This window comes from Curtobacterium sp. 314Chir4.1, assembly GCF_900215175.1.
GTDB classification, from domain to species: domain Bacteria; phylum Actinomycetota; class Actinomycetes; order Actinomycetales; family Microbacteriaceae; genus Curtobacterium; species Curtobacterium pusillum_A.
The window spans coordinates 514,112-532,526 of record NZ_OCMI01000002.1; the positions used below are offsets into that span (position 1 = coordinate 514,112).

Genomic DNA, 18,415 nt, shown 5'->3' on the forward strand with positions numbered 1-18,415 from the left:
TCCTGTCTACCCGCCACCACCGACGGTGCAGGCTGGGGGCATGAGCGAACCCGACGAGCACTTCTTCGTCGTCGACGGTCGGCGGTGGCGTCGGACCGACCCGGCGCTCCCCGAGGACGTCGCGGCCGCACTCCGGTCGCACCTCGGGCGTGGGCGGAACGCCGTCAAGCAGGCGAAGCGCACGGGCGACGACGACGCCCTCGAAGCCGCGCGGCACCGCAACGGGTTGGCGAAGCACGGCCTCGGCGAACGTGGACCCGGGTGGTGGACGCGCCCCGAGGCCGACCGGATCGCGGATGCGCGCGCTGCCCTCGCCGAGCTCGACGGCCTCGAAGCGGTCTGATCCTTCCCACAACGCCCGCGATGGGAAGCGGAATCGGGCGTACCCGGTCGAAACTTCCGACCAGGTACGCCCGATTCGACCAGGTACGCCGACCAGGCCCCGCCGGGGCCGCCGCCGCCGGGCCCGCGCTACGCCTCGGTGTGACCGAGGTCCGGCTCCGCCAGCAGGTGCACGGTACGAGCGGCCGCGGCGTGCAGCTCGAGCACGACGACCTCGTTCCGCCCGGCACGGAGCACCGGGCCGGGGACGGCAAGGGTGCGCTGCGGCCCGCGGGACCAGTACCGGCCGAGGCAGAACCCGTTGACCCAGGCGACGCCCTTCCGGAACCCGTCGAGGCGCAGGTACCGGTCGTCGGCGGAGTCGAGGTCGAACGACCCGGCGGCGAACACGGGCCCGGCGAGCACGTCGCCGTCCGTCGGCTCGATCGCTGCCAGGACGTCGAGGGCGGCGGCGGGCACCGGGTCGAGGTCGATCGGGGACGCGCTCCACCGCGCGAGCTGGACACCGTCGACGGACACCCCGCCGATGAGGCCCTTCGGTTCGCCGATCCGCGGGCCGTAGTCGACGCGACCCTGGTCCTCGACGAGGAGCTCCAGCGTGCCCGTCACCGCCGGGAGTGCGATCGCGCGGTCGTGGTGTTCGCGTTCGAGCACGCCGACGACGGTGCCGTCGACCGACACGACGGCGCGGTCGCGCACCTCGTCCCCGACGGTGAGCACGCCGCCCGACGGCAGGTCGACCTCGGTCCGGTACAGCACGAAGCCGGAGGCGGCGCCGAGCGCGTCGAACGTCGGCGGGGTGTCGTGCGTCGACCAGTCGGTGAGCGCGGGCAGCAGGGACCGCAGCGACGCGACGCGGTCGAGGCGGACGGCGACGTCCGTCTCGGGGACGACCCGCGCCTCCAGGCCTGAGGATGAGAGGTGACCCGACCCACCCGGCTGCATCGATGCCGGCAACGGGGGGACGGGCGCGTAGCGCTCGATCACCGAGCGGAACGCGTGGAACTTCTCCGTCGGACGCCCGGCCTCGTCGAGCGGTGCGTCGTAGTCGTACGACGTCGCGATCGGCCGGTACACGCCCTTGTCGTTCGCGCCGTTCGTGAAGCCGAAGTTCGTGCCGCCGTGGAACATGTAGATGTTCACCGACCCCCCGGCGGCGAGCAGGTCGTCCAGGTCCGACGCCGAGGCAGCGGCGGGCGTGGTGTGGTGGTGCTCACCCCAGCTGTCGAACCAGCCGTCCCAGAACTCCGAGCACATCAGGGGTCCGGTGGGCTGTGCCTCGCGGAGGCGCGCGAGACGAGCAGCGGAGCGTGACCCGAACGACCCGGTCTTGTGCAACGACGGCAGCGAACCGTCCTCGAGCATCGTGCCCATCGGCTGGTCGACGCTCGTGAAGGGGACGGTGAGCCCGATCGCGCGGTGCATCGCCTCGAGCTTCCGCAGGTACACGGGGTCGGAGCCGTACGCGCCGTACTCGTTCTCCACCTGCACGAGCACGATCGGGCCGCCGTTGTCGATCTGCCTCGGGACCAGCACCGGCGCGAGGTGCTCCAGGTACCCCTGCACGGCGTCGAGGAACCCGGGCTCGTCACGCCGCACCCCCACTGTCCCGTCGGCGAAGAGCCAGTAGGGCAGGCCACCGTTGGTCCACTCGGCGCAGATGTAGGGGCCGGGGCGGACGATGGCGTGCATGCCCTCCTCGGCGACGAGGTCGAGGAAGCGGCCGAGGTCCAGACCGTCCTCGAGACTGAACGAAGCAGGCGACGGCGCGTGCGCGTTCCAGGCGACGTACGTCTCGATGGTGTTGAGCCCCATCAGCTTCGCCTTGCGGATCCGGTCGGCCCACAGGTCGGGGTGCACGCGGAAGTAGTGGATCGCGCCGGACAGGATCCGGTGCGGCTCGCCGTCGAGCAGGAAGTCGGTGTCGCCGATGGCGAAGCGCATGAGATGACTCTTTCAGGAGACGGGGCCGTGCGGAAGGATCCGCACGGCCCCGGTCGAACGTGTGACGGACTACTTGGTCGAGACCGTGAAGCCCTGGTCCTTGCCGTACTTCACGAGGGCCTTCTGCCAGGCGGCGAGACCGCTCTCGAGCGAGGTGCCGTTCTCGTACGACTGCCCGACGGTGTCCGCGTAGACGCTGTTCGCGTACACCTGGTACGGCAGGTAGGTGAAGTCGTTGTCGGACGACTTCGACGCGTCGACGAGCACCTTGTTGATCTGCTGCCCACCGAAGTAGGAAGGCTTCTCGTCCAGGAACGCCGAGGAATCGAGGTCAGCGGTGGTCGACGGGAACCCGCCGGACTCCATGAAGACCTTGGTGGATGCCTTCGACGAGTTCAGCCACTTGAGGAAGCCCGCGGCGAGGGCCGGGTCCTTCGACTGCTTCATGACGACCTCGGCGCTGCCGCCGTTGTTCGCGGTCTGCGCGGTGCCGCCGTCGTAGGTCGGCATCGGGGCGACACGCCAGTCACCGGACGCGTCGGCGACGCTCGCCTCGAGGTTGCCGGGCATCCAGGCACCCGTGATCAGCGTGGCGATCTGGCCGTTGCCGAGCTGCTTGTACCAGTCGTCGCTCCAGCCGACCGTCTTCGACAGCAGGCCCTGCTCGACGAGCTGGTTCCAGGTGCTCGTCCACTTCTTCGTGCCGGCGTCCTCGAGGTTGATCGTGACCTTGTCGCCCTTGGTGGTGAACGGGGTGCCGCCGGCCTGGGCGATCATGCTCGTGGTGAAGCCGGCGTCGCCGGAGTCCGCCGCGATGTAGGCGTTCGGGTCGGCGTCGTGCAGCTTCTTGGCCGCGGCGACGTACTCGTCCCAGGTCTTCGGGATCGCGATGCCGTGCTCGTCGAACACCTTCTTGTTGTAGAACAGCGCCATGGGGCCCGAGTCCTGGGGCAGCCCGTAGATCTTCCCGTCCATCGAGACGGAGCTCCAGGTGCTCTTCGCGAACTTGTCCTCGAGCGAACCGAACCCGTACGAGGACAGGTCGAGCAGCGAGTCGGACAGGGCGAACTGCGGGAGCGCGTAGTACTCGACCTGGGCGACGTCGGGGGCACCCGACCCGGCCTTCACGGTGTTCTGCAGCTTCGTGTACTGGTCGGCGCCGGTGCCGGCGTTGACGAGCTTGACCTTCACCTTGGGGTACGCCTTCTCGAACGCGGCGACCTGGGCCTTCGCGGACGGGGTCCAGGACCAGTAGGTGAGCGTGCCGCCCTTCTCGAGGGCCTTGTCGATATCGTCCGACGATCCGCCGGACGACGAACCACCGGAGGCGCAGGCCGCCAGGGCGATGGCGGCGGTGACGCCGATGGCGAGGGCGCTGAGCCCGCGCCGGATGCGCTTGTGCATTCGGGTGCCTTTCACTTCTTCGTGTTGGGGGTGGTGCAGTGGTGCTGCTGTGTACCGGACGGGAGACGCGTGGCGGTGGTGGCCCGCGCCTCCAGTCCGGTGGTTCAGGCCTTGACGGAGCCGGCCGCGAGGCCGGACTGCCAGAAGCGCTGGAGGAAGAGGAACGCGACCACGATCGGGATGATCGTGAGGAGCGATCCGGTGACGACGAGGTTGTAGATCGGCTGCGCGCCGGATCCGGTGGCCTGCGCGTTCCACTGGTTCAGGCCGACCGTCAGCGGGTACCACTTCGGGTCGCTCAGCATGATGAGCGGCAGGAAGTAGTTGTTCCAGGTGGCGACGACCGCGAACAGCAGGACGGTGACGACGCCCGGAGCGAGCAGGCGGAGCGCGATGGTGAAGAAGATCCGGAACTCGCCGGCGCCGTCCATGCGGGCGGCCTCGAGGAGTTCGGCCGGGATCGCGTCGACTGCGTAGGTCCAGATCAGGTACATGCCGAACGGGCTGATGAGCGACGGCAGGATGATCGCCCACGGGGTGTTCGTCAGGCCGAACTGCGAGAACAGCAGGAACGTCGGGACGGCGAGGGCGGTGCCGGGGACGGCGATCGCGCCGAGGACGACGGCGAAGACCGCGCGACGGCCGACGAACTGGAACTTCGCCATGCCGTAGCCGGCGACGGTCGCGAGCAGGGTCGCCCCGCCGGCACCGACGACGACGTAGAGCAGCGTGTTGCCGAGCCACTGCACGAAGATGCCGTCGTTGTACGTCAGCGTGTCGACGATGTTCTGCCAGAGGTTGAACTTCCCGCCGAACCACAGCCCGAACGTCGACAGCAGCGATGACTGCGTCTTCGTGCTGTTGACGAGCAGGTAGAACAGCGGCGCGAACGAGTACACGACGAAGACGACCATCACCGCGGTGAGGAGGCCGGAACGCTTCTGCTTGCGTCCGCCCTCCGCGTTCCGCAGGCGGCGGGTGCGGGTCGGCCTGGAGGCGCGGCTCGCCTTCTCGCGCGGGTCGCGCTGCGTCGTGGTCGCCTCGGTGACCGTGGCCGGTCCGGTCGCGGCGGGTTGCTGCAGGGTGCTCATCGGTTCTCCTGGCGGGTTCCGCGGACCTGGACGACGTATGCGATCACGGCGGTGATGACGCCCATGACGATCGCCACGGTGGCGGAGTAGTTGAACTGCTGGCCGCTGAACGACAGCGAGTAGGCGTACATGTTCGGGGTGAAGGCGCTGCCGATGACGTTCGGGGCGAGGGTCTTCAGCAGGTTCGGCTCGTTGAAGAGCTGGAAGCTGCCGATGATCGAGAAGATCGTGGCGATCACCATCGGGCCGCGCAGGGCGGGGAGCTTGATGGAGAACACCGTGCGCAGGGGCCCGGCGCCGTCGAGCTCGGCCGCTTCGTACAGGTCACCGGGGACGACGCGGAGCGCGGCGTAGAAGATCAGCATGTTGTAGCCGAGGAACTCCCACGTGACCACGTTGCCGATCGACGTGAGGACCCAGTCGGGGCTGAACGGCTGCAGCAGGTCGATGCCGAGCGCGTGGTTCGCGGCGCCGGTCAGGCCGAACTGGTTGCCGTAGATGAAGCCCCAGATGAGCGCCGCGACGACACCGGGGACCGCGTAGGGCAGGAACACGGCGATGCGGAAGAACGACGTGCCCCAGAGCCGCGCGCTGTCGAGGGCCAGGGCGGCGACGAGTGCGAGCCCGAGCATGATCGGCACCTGCACGAGGAGGAACAGGGCGACCCGGCCGAGTCCTGACCAGAACTTGGCGTCCTGGAACAGCTGCACGTAGTTGGCGAACCAGACGAACTGGTTGCCGCCGATCAGCTGGTCGCGGAACAGGCTGAGCCAGAGCGCGTAGCCGATCGGGACGATGAGCATCGCGACGAGGACGACGACGAACGGGCCGACGAAGAGCCATCCCGTGTACCTGCCGCGCGGCTTGGCGCGGCGGCGCGGTGGCACGGTCGGAGCGGTGGCTCCGGCTGCGCGCGCTTCGAGCGTGCTCATGTGACTCCCTTGTCGTGCTGCGTTCCGGTCCGTCGATGTTGACGTCAACATCGAACGGCGCGACGATAGCATGGCAACGTCAACATGCGCTAGCGTTCGGGGACGCCGGAGTACTTCGTCCGGCTCTGGACAGAAGGGGCGCCCGTGACGACCGAGCTGTCCGCCGCCGCGCGCCGCTCCCCCTCGATGGCCGCCGTGGCCGAGGCCGCCGGGGTCTCGATGCAGACCGTGTCCCGCGTCGCCCGCGGCTTCGACAACGTCTCCCCGGACACCCGCGACCGCGTCCAGCGCGTGATGGACGACCTCGGGTACCGCCCGAACCGCGCCGCACGCGCCCTGCGCTCCGGCCGGTTCCGCACCATCGGCGTGATCATGTTCACGCTCGCCTCGTACGGCAACATGCGCACGCTCGAGGCCATCGCCGACGCCGCGGGAGCCGCCGACTTCACGATCACCCTGCTGCCGATGGCCTCCCGCACCGAGGAAGGCGTCCGCTCGGCGTTCTCCCGCCTGCACGAACAGGCCGTCGACGGGGTCGTCATCATCATCGAGTCGCACATCATCGACACGGCCGAAGTGGCACTGCCCGACGGCGTCCCGATGGTCGTGATCGACTCGACCGGCACGACGCAGCACCCCGCGATCGACACCGACCAGGCCGACGGGGCACGCCAGGCCACGCAGCACCTGCTCGACCTCGGGCACGAGACCGTCTGGCACGTCGCGGGGCCCGAATCGTCCTACTCCGCCGCACGCCGCCTCGCCGCCTGGCAGGCCACGCTCGAGGCCGCCGGGCGACCGGTCCCGCCGGTGTTCCACGGCGGGTGGAGCGCCGAGTCCGGCTACCGCGCCGGGCTGGTGATCGCTGGTCGGCCGGACATCACCGCCGTCTTCGCCGCGAACGACCAGACCGCGCTCGGTGTGCTCCGTGCCGCCCACGAGCTCGGTCGCGCCGTGCCGGAGACCCTGAGCGTGGTGGGCTTCGACGACTCCCCCGAGTCCGACTCGTTCTGGCCGCCGCTCACCACCGTGCACCAGTCCTTCGACGAGGTCGGCCGTCGCGCGGTCACGAACCTCCTCGCCCAGATCGACGGGCAGCAGGTCAGGGCCGAGGCCGACCTGGTCCCCGTCCGGCTCGTCGAGCGATCCAGCACGGCCGCCCCACCCACCCGGACGGCGCGCTGACGCGATCAGCCTCCGGGGCGTACCGTGCACTCGGAGCCGGATTGCTGTCCCGGCCCCGGGTGTGCGCCACTTCCGTGTGTCCGGAGGACGAGCCGTCGGCTGCGGTCCTCATCTCCCCACCTCGGCGTTCGGATCATGAAGAACATCGTCTACGGGCTCACCGCCGTACTCACCACCGACGAGGCGGCCGATGCGGTCCTCGACTACGCGGCCGCCCTCGCGCACGCCGGACTCGCAGACACCGTCGCCGTCCCGACCGTCGATGCTTTCGGGAGCACCACGACCACCTCGTTCCTACTGGCCCCCGCGCTCGGCCTGCTGGTCGAGGACGCGGCGGACGACCCGCTCGGCCCCGACACCACCGCGTTCGTCGAGGAGATCTCGTGGCGAGCGCGCGCCGTGCGCTGCACGCCGCCGCGCGTCTGAGCGGCGCGGACGGCGCGCGCGGCGCGCGGCCGCGGTCCGCGAAAGCGACACTTTCCCGCTGAACTCCCCCGGGCATCTGTCGCCCTGGCGGCACGGACGAACCCGGAAGGCAGCAGCGAGTCGCTTTCGCGGCACTGACGGCGACCACCCCTCGGCCGGGAGGCACGGCGCCAGCCCGCACCGCGCCTCCCGTCCGCCGTCGCGAAAGCGATAGATCCGCGCTGGATTACTGCGGACAGGTGTCGCCTTCGCGACACGGACGAGTGCGGCCCCCGGAACACCGTCGCGTTCGCGGGACACAGCCAGCACGGCAGAGGGCGCCGGGACCGCGAAGCAGCCCGACGCCCTCTGTGCTCACTCGACGCCCGCCGGAGCGTACGCCGAGGCGTCTCAGCCGATCGACACGGCGGTCCAGGAGACCGGCGGGAGCTCGATCGTGATGGTGTCGCCCTCGCGGCGGACGGACTCGTTGGTACGTAGCCCGACACGGGTGGTGTTCGCGAGGTCGTTCACGGCGTGCACGTCGTCGTCCCAGATGCCCTCGGCACGGACGTCACCGTCGACCGTCAGGCCGGCGAGGTCGATCGTGACGGTCGTGGACTCGGAGGGGTGGCGGTTCACGAGGAAGACCGCGGCCGTGCCGTCGGCGTCGACGGTGGCCGCCGAGTCGACGACCGGCACCTCGCCGTACTTGCCGCCGTCGACCGTGTCACCCGAGGCCTTGACCTGCAGCGACGTGCCGTTGGCGAGCTTCGACGTCAGCGAGAACGGGAAGAACGTCGTCTGTCGCCAGGCGGGGCCGCCGGGCTCGGTCATGATCGGGCCGATCACGTTGACGAGCTGCGCGAGCGACGCCGAGGCGACCCGGTCCGCGTGGCGGAGCAGCGAGATGAGCAGCCCACCGACGACCACGGCGTCGGCGACGGTGTAGACGTCCTCGAGGAGGCGCGGGGCGACCGGCCACTCCTCGAGCGTGAACTCCTTCGCCTGCTCGTGCCACTTCGTGAGCGACCAGACGTTCCACTCGTCGAACGAGATGTCGATCCGCTTGTCGGACTTCTTCTGCGCCTGCACGTGGTCGGCGGCGGTCGTGACCGTCTTGATGAAGTGGTCCATGTTGACGCCGGACGCGAGGAACGAGGCGAGGTCGCCGTCCTCCTCGTAGTAGGCGTGCGCGGAGATGTAGTCGACGTCGTCGTAGGTGTGCTCGAGGACGGTGCGCTCCCACTCGCCGAACGTCGGCATCGAGGCGCCGGACGAACCGCAGGCGACGAGCTCGAGGTCGGGCTGGATCTGCCGCATCGCCTTGGCGGTCATCGCCGCGAGCTTGCCGTAGTCCTCGGCGTTCTTGTGGCCGAGCTGCCACGGACCGTCCATCTCGTTGCCGAGGCACCACATCTTGATCCCGAACGGCTCGGTGCGGCCGTTCGAGCGGCGGTACTCGGACAGCGCGGTGCCGGCGTCGATGTTGGCGTACTCGAGGAGCTCGATGGCCTCGGCGGTGCCGCGGGTCCCGAGGTTCACCGCGAGCATGAGCTCCGAGCCGACCTGGTCGAGCCAGTGCTGGAACTCGTGCAGACCGACCTCGTTCGTCTCGGTCGAGTGCCAGGCGAGGTCGAGCCGGCGCGGGCGCTGCTCGACGGGTCCGACGCCGTCCTCCCACTTGTACCCGGAGACGAAGTTGCCGCCGGGGTAGCGGATCGCGGACACGTTCAGCTCCTTGACGAGGTCGACCACGTCACGACGGAAGCCGTGCTCGTCAGCGGTCTCGTGCGCGGGCTCGTGGATGCCGTCGTAGACGTGGCGTCCGAGGTGTTCGACGAACCCGCCGAACAGGCGACGTCGCACCGGCCCCACGGTGAACGCGGCGTCGAGGACGAGGTGTGTGCGGGGCATGGATCTCCTTCGATCGTGGGGCTGCCTGCGCTCGACGAAAGTGAGCGCTCACGTTCCTGAAACGCTAGCGGCTTTCCGCGCGACACGAAAGGGGCGGCCACGAACGTCACGGATCGGCCGTCACCCTCGCAGAAAGGGTGGCGGTGCACCGGGGCGCGCGCTAATGTGAGCGCTCACGGAGCACCGACCCTGCTCCGACTCGGCCCGTCCCGATGGAGTGATGCCATGCCGAACCGAATCCCCGTACCCACCCCGCACCCACGAGGCGGCGCCTTCACACGGCGGAGTCTCCTCGCCGCGGGCGCAGCCGCCGCGACGGTCCTGCCGCTCGCCGCCTGCTCCAGCCCCCTCGCCGCCGGCATCGCCGGGGCGCCGCTCAACCCGGAGACCCTCGTCTTCTGGAACCTGTTCGGCGGCGGTGACGGCCTCCGCATGCAGGAGATGGAGGCCGGCTACGCCAAACAGCACGGCGGCTCCTCCTCGCTGCAGGCGACCACGTTCGCGTGGGGCAACCCGTACTACTCCAAGGTCACACTGGCCACCGTCGGGAACAAGCCGCCGGACGTCGCGATCGCACACCTCACCCGCGCGAAGCCGCTCTGGGACGGCGACCTGCTCGACCCGATCACGAGCGACGACCTGGCGAGCGTGGGCCTGAGCGCGAGCGACTTCAACCAGAAGGCCTGGACGGCGCAGAAGACCGACGGCAAGAACATCTGCGTCCCGCTCGACACCCACCCGTTCGTGCTCTTCTACAACGTTGATGTCTGCCAGAAGGCCGGCCTCATCGACAGCGACGGCAAGCTCAAGGACCTGACCGGGATCGACGCCTTCGAGAGCGCCCTCGCCGCGGTCGCGAAGGTCACGGGCGGCACGGCCCTCAACGTCGCGAACGTCAGCGAGATCGCAACGCCGTGGCGGTTCTTCTGGACGATGTACAACCAGATCAACGGTGCGACGCCGTTCATCAGCGACGGCGGCTCGAAGCTCACGGTGAACGAGGACGCGTACACGAAGGTCACCGACATGACCCAGAAGTGGGTCAAGAACGGCTGGCTCAACAAGGGTCTCGACTACGCCACCGCGCAGACGCTGATGTTCACCGGCAAGGCGGGCTTCTTCATGCAGGGCGAGTGGGAGATCAGCACGGCGCAGTCGATCAAGGGCCTGAAGTTCGGCATGGCGCCGATCCCGCAGCTCTTCGACAAGCCGGCGACGCAGGCCGACTCGCACACGTTCATCCTCCCGAGGAAGGACCGCACGCCCGAGCAGCGCAAGGCGCACATGCTCTTCATCAAGCAGATGCTCGAGCAGAGCCTCACGTGGGCGCAGGGCGGACACGTCCCGGCCTACATGCCGACCTACAACAGCACCGCGTACAAGAAGCTCACGCCGCAGTCGAACTACGCCTCGGCCGCCGAGACCGCCGTGTTCGACGACCCGGCCTGGTACGGCGGATCAGGGTCGACCTTCGAGAACACGGTCGGCGCGCAGCTCGCCCTCGTCCAGCAGGGCAGCAGCTCCTCGGCGCAGGCCATGTCCGCGATCAAGTCGCAGCTGTCCACCTACCTCAACACCCCGAGCCCGCTGTAAGCCCGCGCGAAAGGCACGACGACGTGACCACAGCACCTGTCCTCGACCGGCCCACCGACGCCGCCACGGCGCCGCGTGCTCGCCGGGCCGGCTCCTTCCGAACCAGCCTCACGCGCGGCCAGGGCCGCTCGGGGTGGCTCTTCCTCGCCCCCTTCGGCCTGTTCTACCTGGCCTTCCTGCTCGGCCCCACGGTGTGGATGATCGTGTCGAGCTTCTTCAACACCTCGACGGTCCGCACCGGGCTCGGCAGCTTCGCCGGGTTCGCGAACTACGCGGAGATGCTCGGCCGTGACGACTTCTGGTCGTCGCTCTGGCACACCCTGCAGTTCACGCTGTACACGACGCCGCCGCTCGTCATCCTGGCGTTCCTGTTCGCCGTGCTCACGAACCGGATGAACCGCGGCCAGTGGTTCTTCCGACTGGCGTTCTTCCTGCCGTTCATCCTGCCGTCGGCGACGATCTCACTGATCTGGGTGTTCATCTTCACGCCCGCCACCGGTCTGTTCGCGTCGATCCAGTCGGCGATCGGCCTGACCCCCGGCGCCGGCGTCCTGGCGAGCCCGAACACCGCGATGATCGGTGTCGCGATCGCCACGGTGTGGTGGACGCTCGGGTTCAACTTCGTGCTCTACCTCGCCGGCCTCCAGGAGATCCCGCGCGAACTGTACGAAGCCGCTGCCGTCGACGGCGCGTCGAACTGGCAGCAGATCAAGTCGATCACGCTCCCACTGCTCGGCCGCACCACGACGCTCGTCATCCTGTTGCAGATCATCGCGAGCCTGAAGATCTTCGACCAGGTCTACCTGATGACGAACGGCGGACCGGGCATCTCGACCCAGGTCTCGCTGCAGCTCATCACCGGCGTCGGCTTCACCGACAACCGACTCGGCGCAGCATCGGCCGCATCGGTGCTCCTGTTCATCGTGATCGTCGCGATCGCGATCATCCGGCAGCTCGTCGAGCGCGCTGCCGCCAAGCGAGAGATGGGTGCCTGACGTGACCACCACCGAGAGCATCACGACCGACCGCCCGAAGCTCCGGACCGGGGTCTCCGCAGCGGCACCGGCGAACGCCGCGAAGATCGGCGTCTCCGGCAAGGGCTTCAACCTCGTCGCCGGCATCATCCTCGGCGTCTTCGCGGTGATCTGGCTCATCCCGAGCCTGTTCGCCCTGAAGACGTCCCTGTCCGACAACGGCGTCGCGGCCCTCGGCGCCAACTCGATCCTGTCGAACTGGAACCCGACGCTGCACTCCTACGCGGCACTGTTCCAGGCCGGCGACATCTGGAACTGGTACCTGGCGAGCGGCATCACGAGCCTCGTGACGACCGCCCTGACGGTACTGTTCGCGTCGATGGCGGCGTTCGCGCTGTCCCGGCTCGCCTTCCGCGGGCGGAACGTCGCGTTCCTGCTCATCATCCTGGGCATCATGATCCCGACGCAGGTCCTGATCATCCCGATCTTCCAGGAGCTCAACTCGGTCGGCCTGCTGAACACCTACTGGTCGGTCATCTTCCCGCAGGTGCCCGCCGTCATCGCGGTGTTCATCTTCAAGCAGTTCTTCGACGGCATCCCCCGGGAGCTCGAGGAGGCGGCCCGCATCGACGGAGCCGGCATGTGGAAGATCTACTGGTCGGTGATCCTGCCGCTGTCGCGTCCGGTCATCGCGGCGGTGGCGATCCTGACGTTCGTCGGGGTGTGGAACAACCTGCTGCTGCCGCTGTTCGTGCTGTCCAACCCGGACCTCATGACGATCCCGGTCGGGCTCGCCACGGTCCAGGGCAGCTTCGGGCAGCGTTACGCCGACATCCAAGCCGGGGCGATCCTGGCGGCGTTGCCGCTGATCATCCTCTACCTGATCTTCCAGCGGCAGATCGTGGAGGGTGTGACCGGGTCCGGGCTCAAGGGCTGACGCGACCCCACATCGGACTGGAGGCGCGGTGCCAGCTGGCACCGCGCCTCCAGTCCGTCCGTGGTCGGGTCCGCACCTGCCTGCCGGAGGTACGCGCCCCTGGTGGAATCGGGCGTACCCGGCGGAATCGGGCGTACCTGGTCGGAAGTTTCGTGGCGGTACGCCCGTTCCGACCAGGTATCGCACGCGCTTTGGGAAAGAACGGGCATACCCGGCGGCGTCGGCGGTACGGGGCGGAACGGCGATGCCCAGCGGAACCGGGCGTACCTCGCGGAACCGGGCGCACCCGGCGGAACCGGGCGAACCTGCCGGAACCGGGCGTACCTGGTCGGAAGTTTCGTGGCGGTACGCCCGTTCCAACCAGGTATCGCACGCGCGTTGGGAAAGAACAGGCACACCCGGCGGCGTCGGCGGTACGGGGCGGAACGGCGGTGCCCAGCGGAACCGGGCGTGCCTGCCGGGAACGGGCGTACCTGGCGGGAACGGGCACACCGGGCGGAACCGCGCGTACCTGCCAGAATCGGGCGTGCCTGGCAGGAACGGGCGTACCTGGCGGGGACGGGCACACCGGACGGAACCGGGCGTACCTGCCGGAATCGGGCGTGCCTGCCAGGAACGGGCGTACCTGGTCGGAAGTTTCGTGCCGGTACGCCCGGAAACGCCAGGTACCGCACGCGCTTTGGGAAAGAACGGGCGGAGCGCGCTCAGGCGGAGACGGACTCGCGCGCCTCGTGCTTCCAGAACCCGGAGAACGTGATGCGGGACTTCGGCAGGCCGGCACGGTGCAGGTGCCGACGCCCCTCGGTCGCGAGCGTCGACTCCCCCACGACGAACGCGTACCCGCGGTCGTCGGCCGGCACGTACCGCTGCAGTTCGGCGAGCGCCGCCCGACCGGGCACGCTGTGCTGGGTCTCCGCGCGGACGATCCACGTGACGGTGACCCCGGCCGGGGCGTCGAGTTCGCGGACGTCCCCGGCGGTGGGGACCTCCTGGATGATGCGGCCGACGGCGTCCCGCGGCAGGGCGGCCGCGATGCCGACGACGCCGGGCAGACCGGTCTCCTCGGCAGCGATGACGATCTCGCTCGTGCCCTCGGGGACGTCGAAGATGCAGCCCTGGTCGAGCATCGCCAGCTCGTCACCCGGGCGGGCGGCGCAGGCCCAGATGGCGGCGCGGCCCTCGGGTTCGCCGTCGGCTCCGGTGTGCACGACGAAGTCGATGTCCATCTCGCGGGACTCGGCGCGGAACTCGGCGACGGTGTAGTTCGCGCAGTGCGGGCGGACGTCCTCGGGGATCGCGAGGAACGTCGGCCACCACTTCTTGCCGTCGAGGTCCGGCATCCGGAAGGCGTCCTGGTCGGGGCGCTGGACGAACAGCCGGAACCAGTGGTCGAAGCCGAGGTAGCCGAACTCGGCGAGGTCGTCGCCGGTCACCGTGACGCGCTGCATCGACGGTGTCAGGCGCTCGCTCCGGAGGACACGAGCGCGGAAGAGCCGGGGGTTCTCGGGCAGGAGCCGCGGGGTCTTCGCCATGAGGCAAGGCTAACCTAAGATGATCTCCGTGCCAGCCCCCACCCCCGCCCTGGCTTCCGCTCCGGATGCCCGCGCCGTCGACCTGACGGATGCCCTCGGCGTCCACCGAGCAGCCGTCCGTCGCCGCGTCCTCGTGATCGTCGGCCTCCTCGCGGTGCTCGCCGCGGTGGCAGTGGCGAGCATGCTGCTCGGCAGCAACCGGATCGGTGTCGACCGGGTCCTCGACGGCCTGACCCGCTCCGGGAGCAGCACCGACGAGGCGATCGTCTGGGGCTCGCGGATCCCCCGCACGTTCATCGGTGCCGCCGTCGGCGCGGCCCTCGGCATCGCCGGACTCCTCATGCAGGGCCACACCCGGAACCCGCTCGCCGACCCCGGTCTGTTCGGTGTCTCGTCGGGTGCGGGGCTCGCGGTCGTCATCGGTGTGTACGTCTTCGGCGTGACGAGCACCGGCGCGACCGTCTGGTTCGCCCTCGTCGGGGCCGTCGTCGCGAGCGTCGTCGTGTTCTCCGTGACGATCGCGGGCAGCGGGACGGCGAGCCCGGTCCCCCTCGCCCTCGCCGGCGCTGCGGTCTCGGCGCTCCTCGGCGCACTGACGTCCTTCGTCGTGCTCACCGACCAGGACTCCCTCGACGCGTACCGACTGTGGGTGGTCGGGTCGCTCGCCGCCCGGCAGCTCGACGTGCTCGGTGCCGTGTGGCCGTTCCTCGTCGCCGGACTCGTGCTCGCCGTGCTGAACGTGCGGGCCCTCGACGCGCTCGGGCTCGGTACGGAGCTCGCGAAGGGCCTGGGCGAGAACATCGTCGTCGCGCGGCTCGTCGGGCTCGGCGGGATCACGCTCCTCGCCGCCGGGGCGACCGCTGCCGCTGGGCCGATCGGCTTCGTCGGGCTGACCGTCCCGCACGTCGCCCGCGCCCTCGTCGGCACCGGACACCGCTGGACGCTGCCCGTGTCCGCACTCGTCGGGGCGTCGCTCGTGCTGCTCGCCGACGTGGTGGGTCGGCTCGTCGGCGGGTTCGCCGAGGTCGAGGTCGGCATCGTCCTGGCCGTCATCGGCGGTCCGGTGTTCGTCGCGGTCGCCCGCCGCCGATCGCTGGTGTCGCTGTGAGCGCGACAGGCACCGGCGCGACAGGCACCGGCGCGGCCCGCCCCGACACGAGCCCGAACACGGTCCCCACCGCCCCCGGCCGCCGCGGCGTCGTCGTCGGCCCGGTCGGCCTCGCCTGGCGCCCCCGCGTCTTCTGGTACACGGTCGCCGCACTCGGCTCCGCCGTGCTGCTCGTCGTCCTCGGCGTCGCGATCGGCTCGACGTGGATCACCCCCGTGACGGTCGTGCGGTCGCTGCTCGGGCTCGAGACCGGCCCCGACGCGTTCATCGTCGAGAACCTCCGGCTCCCGCGCGTGCTCACCGGCGCCCTCGTCGGCCTCACCCTCGGCGTGGCCGGAGCCCTGACGCAGACCTTCACACGCAACCCGCTCGGCACGCCGGACATCATCGGCGTGACCTCGGGAGCGAGCGTCGGCGCCGTGGCCGCGATCGTGCTCGGTGGCGGCACGTACTCGGTGTCCGCGATCGTGCTCGGCGGCGGGATCCCGATCGCTGCGACCATCGGCGCGCTGGTCGCCGCCGTCGCGGTGTACGGCCTCGGGTGGCGGGGCGGCGTGCAGAGCTACCGACTCGTCCTCGTCGGCATCGGCGTGAGCGCGACGCTCGACGCCGTGACGAGCTACCTGCTCGTCCGGGCGAAGATCACCGCGGCGGCGGCCGCGTCGCAGTGGCTCGTCGGCAGCCTCAGCAGCACGTCGTGGACCACCGTGTGGCCGTTGCTCGTCGTCGCCGCCGTGGCGGTCCCCCTCGCCCTGGCGACCAGTGCGGCGCTCGGCATCGGGCAGCTCGGGGACGAGGTCGCGACCGGTGTGGGCCTGGCCGTCCAGCGCCACCGGCTCGTCGTGATCGCGCTCGCGGTCGTCCTCACCGCCGCTGCCGTCGCCGCTGCCGGCCCGGTCGGGTTCGTGGCGTTCGTGGTGCCGCAGATCGGGCTCCGGCTCGCCGGGACGAACCGTCCCCCGCTCCTGCTCGCGGGAGCGCTCGGCGCCGTCCTCGTCCTCGCCGCGGACCTGCTGGCCCGTGCGGCGTTCCCGTGGCAGGTGCCCGTCGGCATCGTCACGACCGTCGTCGGCGCCCCGTACCTGATCTGGCTGCTCGTCCGTCACCGCAAGGAGATGTCCCGATGAACAACGTCCCCGTCCTCGAGGCCCGCGGCCTGTCCGTCGGCTACGACCGCCACCCGGTGCTCGCCGACCTGGACCTCCGGATCGAACGCGGCACCGTGACGACGTTCCTCGGCGCGAACGGCTGCGGCAAGTCGACCCTGCTCAAGGCGTTCGGCCGGGTGCTCAAGCCACAGGCCGGCGAAGTCCACCTCGACGGCGTCCCGATCCGCAACGAGCCGAACCGCGCGGTCGCCCGGAAGCTCGCGATCCTGCCGCAGTCCCCGGTCGCCCCGGCCGGTACGAGCGTGCTCGACCTGGTGATGCGCGGCCGGAACCCGCACCAGTCGTGGGCGAAGCCGTGGACGGCGGGCGACGCCGACGTCGCCGAGCAGGCCATCGCCGCGACCGGGCTCACCGAGGTCGCACACCGTGACGTCGCGAGCCTGTCCGGCGGCCAGCGGCAGCGCGCCTGGATCGCCCTGGTCGTCGCGCAGCAGGCGGAGACGCTGTTGCTCGACGAACCGACGACCTACCTCGACCTCGCGCACCAGCTCGAGGTCCTCCGGCTCGTCCGACGTCTCAACCGCGAGCAGGGGTCGACCGTCGTGATGGTCCTGCACGACCTGTCCCTCGCCGCGCGCTACTCGGACCGGCTCGTGGTGCTGCACGAGGGCGGGGTCGCTGCGGACGGCACCCCGTCGGACGTCCTGACCCCGGAGCTCCTGGAGCGCGCGTTCGGACTGCACGCCCGGGTCGTCGCGGACCCGGTGACCGGCGCGCCGATGATCGTCCCCGAAGCGGACGAGCACGACGTCATCCACGACCGAGAACTGGCGAGTGCGGCGAACTTAGGTTAGCCTCTCCTAACGTGAAGATCCCCCGCCGCGGCTCCCTCCGTGCCGCCCTCGTGACCTCCGTGGCCGTCTCGGCCCTCCTCCTCGCCGGCTGCTCCAGCACGAGCAGCTCGAACGGCTCCGACTCCGCTGGCAGCGGCAGCACCGCCGCCGCCGACGGCGCCTGGTCGTACAAGGACGCCACCGGCGCGACCGTCAAGGTCGACCACACCCCGAAGCGCGTCGTCGTGCTCAACGACATCGCGCTCTCGTTCATCGAGTACGGCCTGCAGCCCGTCGGGACCTTCGGCCAGCTCACGATGGCGAAGGACGCCCGCTTCACGGGCCTCGACACGGACGGCATCACGCAGCTCGGCGAGGCCTACGGCGACATCGACCTCGAGCAGCTCGCAGCGCTCAAGCCCGACCTCGTCGTGACCTCGGTCTACCCGACCGACGAGCAGGGCACGCTCGACACGACGCAGCCCGGGTACGGCTTCAAGGACATGGAACAGCAGAAGCAGATCCAGGCGATCGCTCCCGTCGTGCAGGTGAAGTGGGGCGGCAAGGGCGAGGACGTCATCGAGAAGATCGCCGACCTGGCGGAGTCGCTCGGCGCGAAGGAGTCAACGGTCGACAAGGCCGAGAAGCGCTTCGACACCGCGGCCGACGAGCTCGAGAAGGTGGCGAAGGACAAGGACCTCTCGGTGGTGTCGATGTACGCCGACGGCGACGGCGCGTACGTCACCCGACCGACCGACGAACCGTCGCTCCAGATGTACTCGTCGTTCGGCGTCGACTTCGTGAACCCGAAGCCGAAGGGCTTCTACTGGGGCATCTACTCGTGGGAGAACGCGGGCCAGATCACCGGCGACGTGATCCTGCTGTCGCAGCAGGGCTACCAGGTCGCGGACCTCGAGAAGCAGCCGACCTTCGCGGACAACGCCGCCCTGCAGGCGGGTCAGGTCCACAGCTGGACCTTCCCGGCCCTCGACTACGCGTCGCAGGCCGACTACATGCAGAAGATGGCGGGCTGGCTCGAGGACAGCAAGAAGCTGTCGTAGACGCGACCGACCGGCGGACTGGAGGCGCGGTGCCAGCTGGCACCGCGC

General features: G+C 70.0%; 16 protein-coding genes. 10 read left to right on the top strand and 6 right to left on the bottom strand.

Going from position 1 to position 18,415, the window contains the following annotated elements; all coding sequences use genetic code 11:
• Positions 1 to 40: 40 nt before the first annotated feature.
• Complete coding sequence (locus tag CRP27_RS07385; protein WP_097180042.1) at positions 41 to 343, top strand: biopolymer transporter Tol; 303 nt, start codon at positions 41 to 43, stop codon at positions 341 to 343.
• Between the two features lie 128 nt (positions 344 to 471).
• On the opposite strand, the gene CRP27_RS07390 is transcribed toward CRP27_RS07385, so the two are convergent.
• The 4 genes from CRP27_RS07390 to CRP27_RS07405 form a co-directional block, all read right to left on the bottom strand.
• Positions 472 to 2,286: a beta-galactosidase family protein gene (locus CRP27_RS07390; RefSeq protein WP_097180043.1), complete on the bottom strand. Its 1,815-nt coding sequence runs from the start codon at positions 2,284 to 2,286 to the stop codon at positions 472 to 474.
• Positions 2,287 to 2,355: 69 nt separating this feature from the next.
• On the bottom strand, positions 2,356 to 3,690 hold the full coding sequence (locus CRP27_RS07395) for a sugar ABC transporter substrate-binding protein (protein ID WP_097180044.1): 1,335 nt from the start codon (positions 3,688 to 3,690) through the stop codon (positions 2,356 to 2,358).
• Positions 3,691 to 3,794: 104 nt separating this feature from the next.
• Positions 3,795 to 4,781: a carbohydrate ABC transporter permease gene (locus CRP27_RS07400; RefSeq protein ID WP_097180045.1), complete on the bottom strand. Its 987-nt coding sequence runs from the start codon at positions 4,779 to 4,781 to the stop codon at positions 3,795 to 3,797.
• Positions 4,778 to 5,713 (bottom strand): carbohydrate ABC transporter permease, encoded by a 936-nt coding sequence (locus CRP27_RS07405; RefSeq protein ID WP_079236796.1) that lies wholly within the window; start codon positions 5,711 to 5,713, stop codon positions 4,778 to 4,780. Before CRP27_RS07405 ends, CRP27_RS07400 begins: the two co-directional genes overlap by 4 nt.
• Positions 5,714 to 5,857: 144 nt before the next feature.
• Between CRP27_RS07405 and CRP27_RS07410 the strand changes: the two genes are divergently transcribed.
• Together CRP27_RS07410 and CRP27_RS07415 are read left to right on the top strand one after the other, a co-directional pair.
• Complete coding sequence (locus tag CRP27_RS07410; RefSeq protein ID WP_255257471.1) at positions 5,858 to 6,898, top strand: LacI family DNA-binding transcriptional regulator; 1,041 nt, start codon at positions 5,858 to 5,860, stop codon at positions 6,896 to 6,898.
• 135 nt (positions 6,899 to 7,033) lie between these two features.
• Positions 7,034 to 7,324, top strand: a complete 291-nt coding sequence (locus CRP27_RS07415; protein ID WP_097180046.1) for a hypothetical protein — start codon at positions 7,034 to 7,036, stop codon at positions 7,322 to 7,324.
• Between the two features lie 390 nt (positions 7,325 to 7,714).
• On the opposite strand, the gene CRP27_RS07420 is transcribed toward CRP27_RS07415, so the two are convergent.
• On the bottom strand, positions 7,715 to 9,220 hold the full coding sequence (locus tag CRP27_RS07420) for an alpha-N-arabinofuranosidase (RefSeq protein WP_097180047.1): 1,506 nt from the start codon (positions 9,218 to 9,220) through the stop codon (positions 7,715 to 7,717).
• 225 nt (positions 9,221 to 9,445) lie between these two features.
• Between CRP27_RS07420 and CRP27_RS07425 the strand changes: the two genes are divergently transcribed.
• The 3 genes from CRP27_RS07425 to CRP27_RS07435 are packed head-to-tail and all read left to right on the top strand — an operon-like array spanning position 9,446 to position 12,724.
• The gene (locus CRP27_RS07425) at positions 9,446 to 10,813 is read left to right on the top strand and encodes an extracellular solute-binding protein (protein ID WP_097180048.1); all 1,368 of its coding nucleotides are present in this window, start codon (positions 9,446 to 9,448) and stop codon (positions 10,811 to 10,813) included.
• A gap of 23 nt (positions 10,814 to 10,836) precedes the next feature.
• Positions 10,837 to 11,808: a carbohydrate ABC transporter permease gene (locus CRP27_RS07430; RefSeq protein ID WP_097180049.1), complete on the top strand. Its 972-nt coding sequence runs from the start codon at positions 10,837 to 10,839 to the stop codon at positions 11,806 to 11,808.
• 1 nt (position 11,809) lies between these two features.
• Positions 11,810 to 12,724, top strand: a complete 915-nt coding sequence (locus CRP27_RS07435) for a carbohydrate ABC transporter permease (protein WP_083413944.1) — start codon at positions 11,810 to 11,812, stop codon at positions 12,722 to 12,724.
• Between the two features lie 704 nt (positions 12,725 to 13,428).
• Here CRP27_RS07435 and CRP27_RS07440 read toward each other — a convergent pair.
• Entirely contained in the window at positions 13,429 to 14,256 is an 828-nt protein-coding gene (locus tag CRP27_RS07440; RefSeq protein ID WP_097180050.1) for a siderophore-interacting protein, read from the bottom strand.
• A gap of 28 nt (positions 14,257 to 14,284) precedes the next feature.
• Here CRP27_RS07440 and CRP27_RS07445 point away from each other — a divergent pair, with 28 nt between their 5' ends.
• The 4 genes from CRP27_RS07445 to CRP27_RS07460 are packed head-to-tail and all read left to right on the top strand — an operon-like array spanning position 14,285 to position 18,367.
• The gene (locus CRP27_RS07445) at positions 14,285 to 15,364 is read left to right on the top strand and encodes an iron ABC transporter permease (RefSeq protein ID WP_255257472.1); all 1,080 of its coding nucleotides are present in this window, start codon (positions 14,285 to 14,287) and stop codon (positions 15,362 to 15,364) included.
• Positions 15,361 to 16,491, top strand: a complete 1,131-nt coding sequence (locus tag CRP27_RS07450) for an iron chelate uptake ABC transporter family permease subunit (RefSeq protein WP_097180052.1) — start codon at positions 15,361 to 15,363, stop codon at positions 16,489 to 16,491. Before CRP27_RS07445 ends, CRP27_RS07450 begins: the two co-directional genes overlap by 4 nt.
• Positions 16,488 to 17,327 (top strand): ABC transporter ATP-binding protein, encoded by an 840-nt coding sequence (locus CRP27_RS07455; protein WP_097180053.1) that lies wholly within the window; start codon positions 16,488 to 16,490, stop codon positions 17,325 to 17,327. The genes CRP27_RS07450 and CRP27_RS07455 overlap by 4 nt, the downstream gene beginning before the upstream one ends.
• Before the next feature lie 11 nt (positions 17,328 to 17,338).
• On the top strand, positions 17,339 to 18,367 hold the full coding sequence (locus CRP27_RS07460) for an ABC transporter substrate-binding protein (protein ID WP_097180054.1): 1,029 nt from the start codon (positions 17,339 to 17,341) through the stop codon (positions 18,365 to 18,367).
• The last annotated feature ends 48 nt before the right edge of the window (positions 18,368 to 18,415 follow it).

Excerpts from the sequence above, each read along its gene's own strand:
- CRP27_RS07385 (WP_097180042.1), top strand. The coding sequence starts at position 41 with ATGAGCGAACCCGACGAGCACTTCTTCGTCGTCGACGGTCGGCGGTGG.
- CRP27_RS07390 (WP_097180043.1), bottom strand. The coding sequence starts at position 2,286 with ATGCGCTTCGCCATCGGCGACACCGACTTCCTGCTCGACGGCGAGCCG.
- CRP27_RS07395 (WP_097180044.1), bottom strand. The coding sequence starts at position 3,690 with ATGCACAAGCGCATCCGGCGCGGGCTCAGCGCCCTCGCCATCGGCGTC.
- CRP27_RS07400 (WP_097180045.1), bottom strand. The coding sequence starts at position 4,781 with ATGAGCACCCTGCAGCAACCCGCCGCGACCGGACCGGCCACGGTCACC.
- CRP27_RS07405 (WP_079236796.1), bottom strand. The coding sequence starts at position 5,713 with ATGAGCACGCTCGAAGCGCGCGCAGCCGGAGCCACCGCTCCGACCGTG.
- CRP27_RS07415 (WP_097180046.1), top strand. The coding sequence starts at position 7,034 with ATGAAGAACATCGTCTACGGGCTCACCGCCGTACTCACCACCGACGAG.
- CRP27_RS07420 (WP_097180047.1), bottom strand. The coding sequence starts at position 9,220 with ATGCCCCGCACACACCTCGTCCTCGACGCCGCGTTCACCGTGGGGCCG.
- CRP27_RS07425 (WP_097180048.1), top strand. The coding sequence starts at position 9,446 with ATGCCGAACCGAATCCCCGTACCCACCCCGCACCCACGAGGCGGCGCC.
- CRP27_RS07440 (WP_097180050.1), bottom strand. The coding sequence starts at position 14,256 with ATGGCGAAGACCCCGCGGCTCCTGCCCGAGAACCCCCGGCTCTTCCGC.
- CRP27_RS07455 (WP_097180053.1), top strand. The coding sequence starts at position 16,488 with ATGAACAACGTCCCCGTCCTCGAGGCCCGCGGCCTGTCCGTCGGCTAC.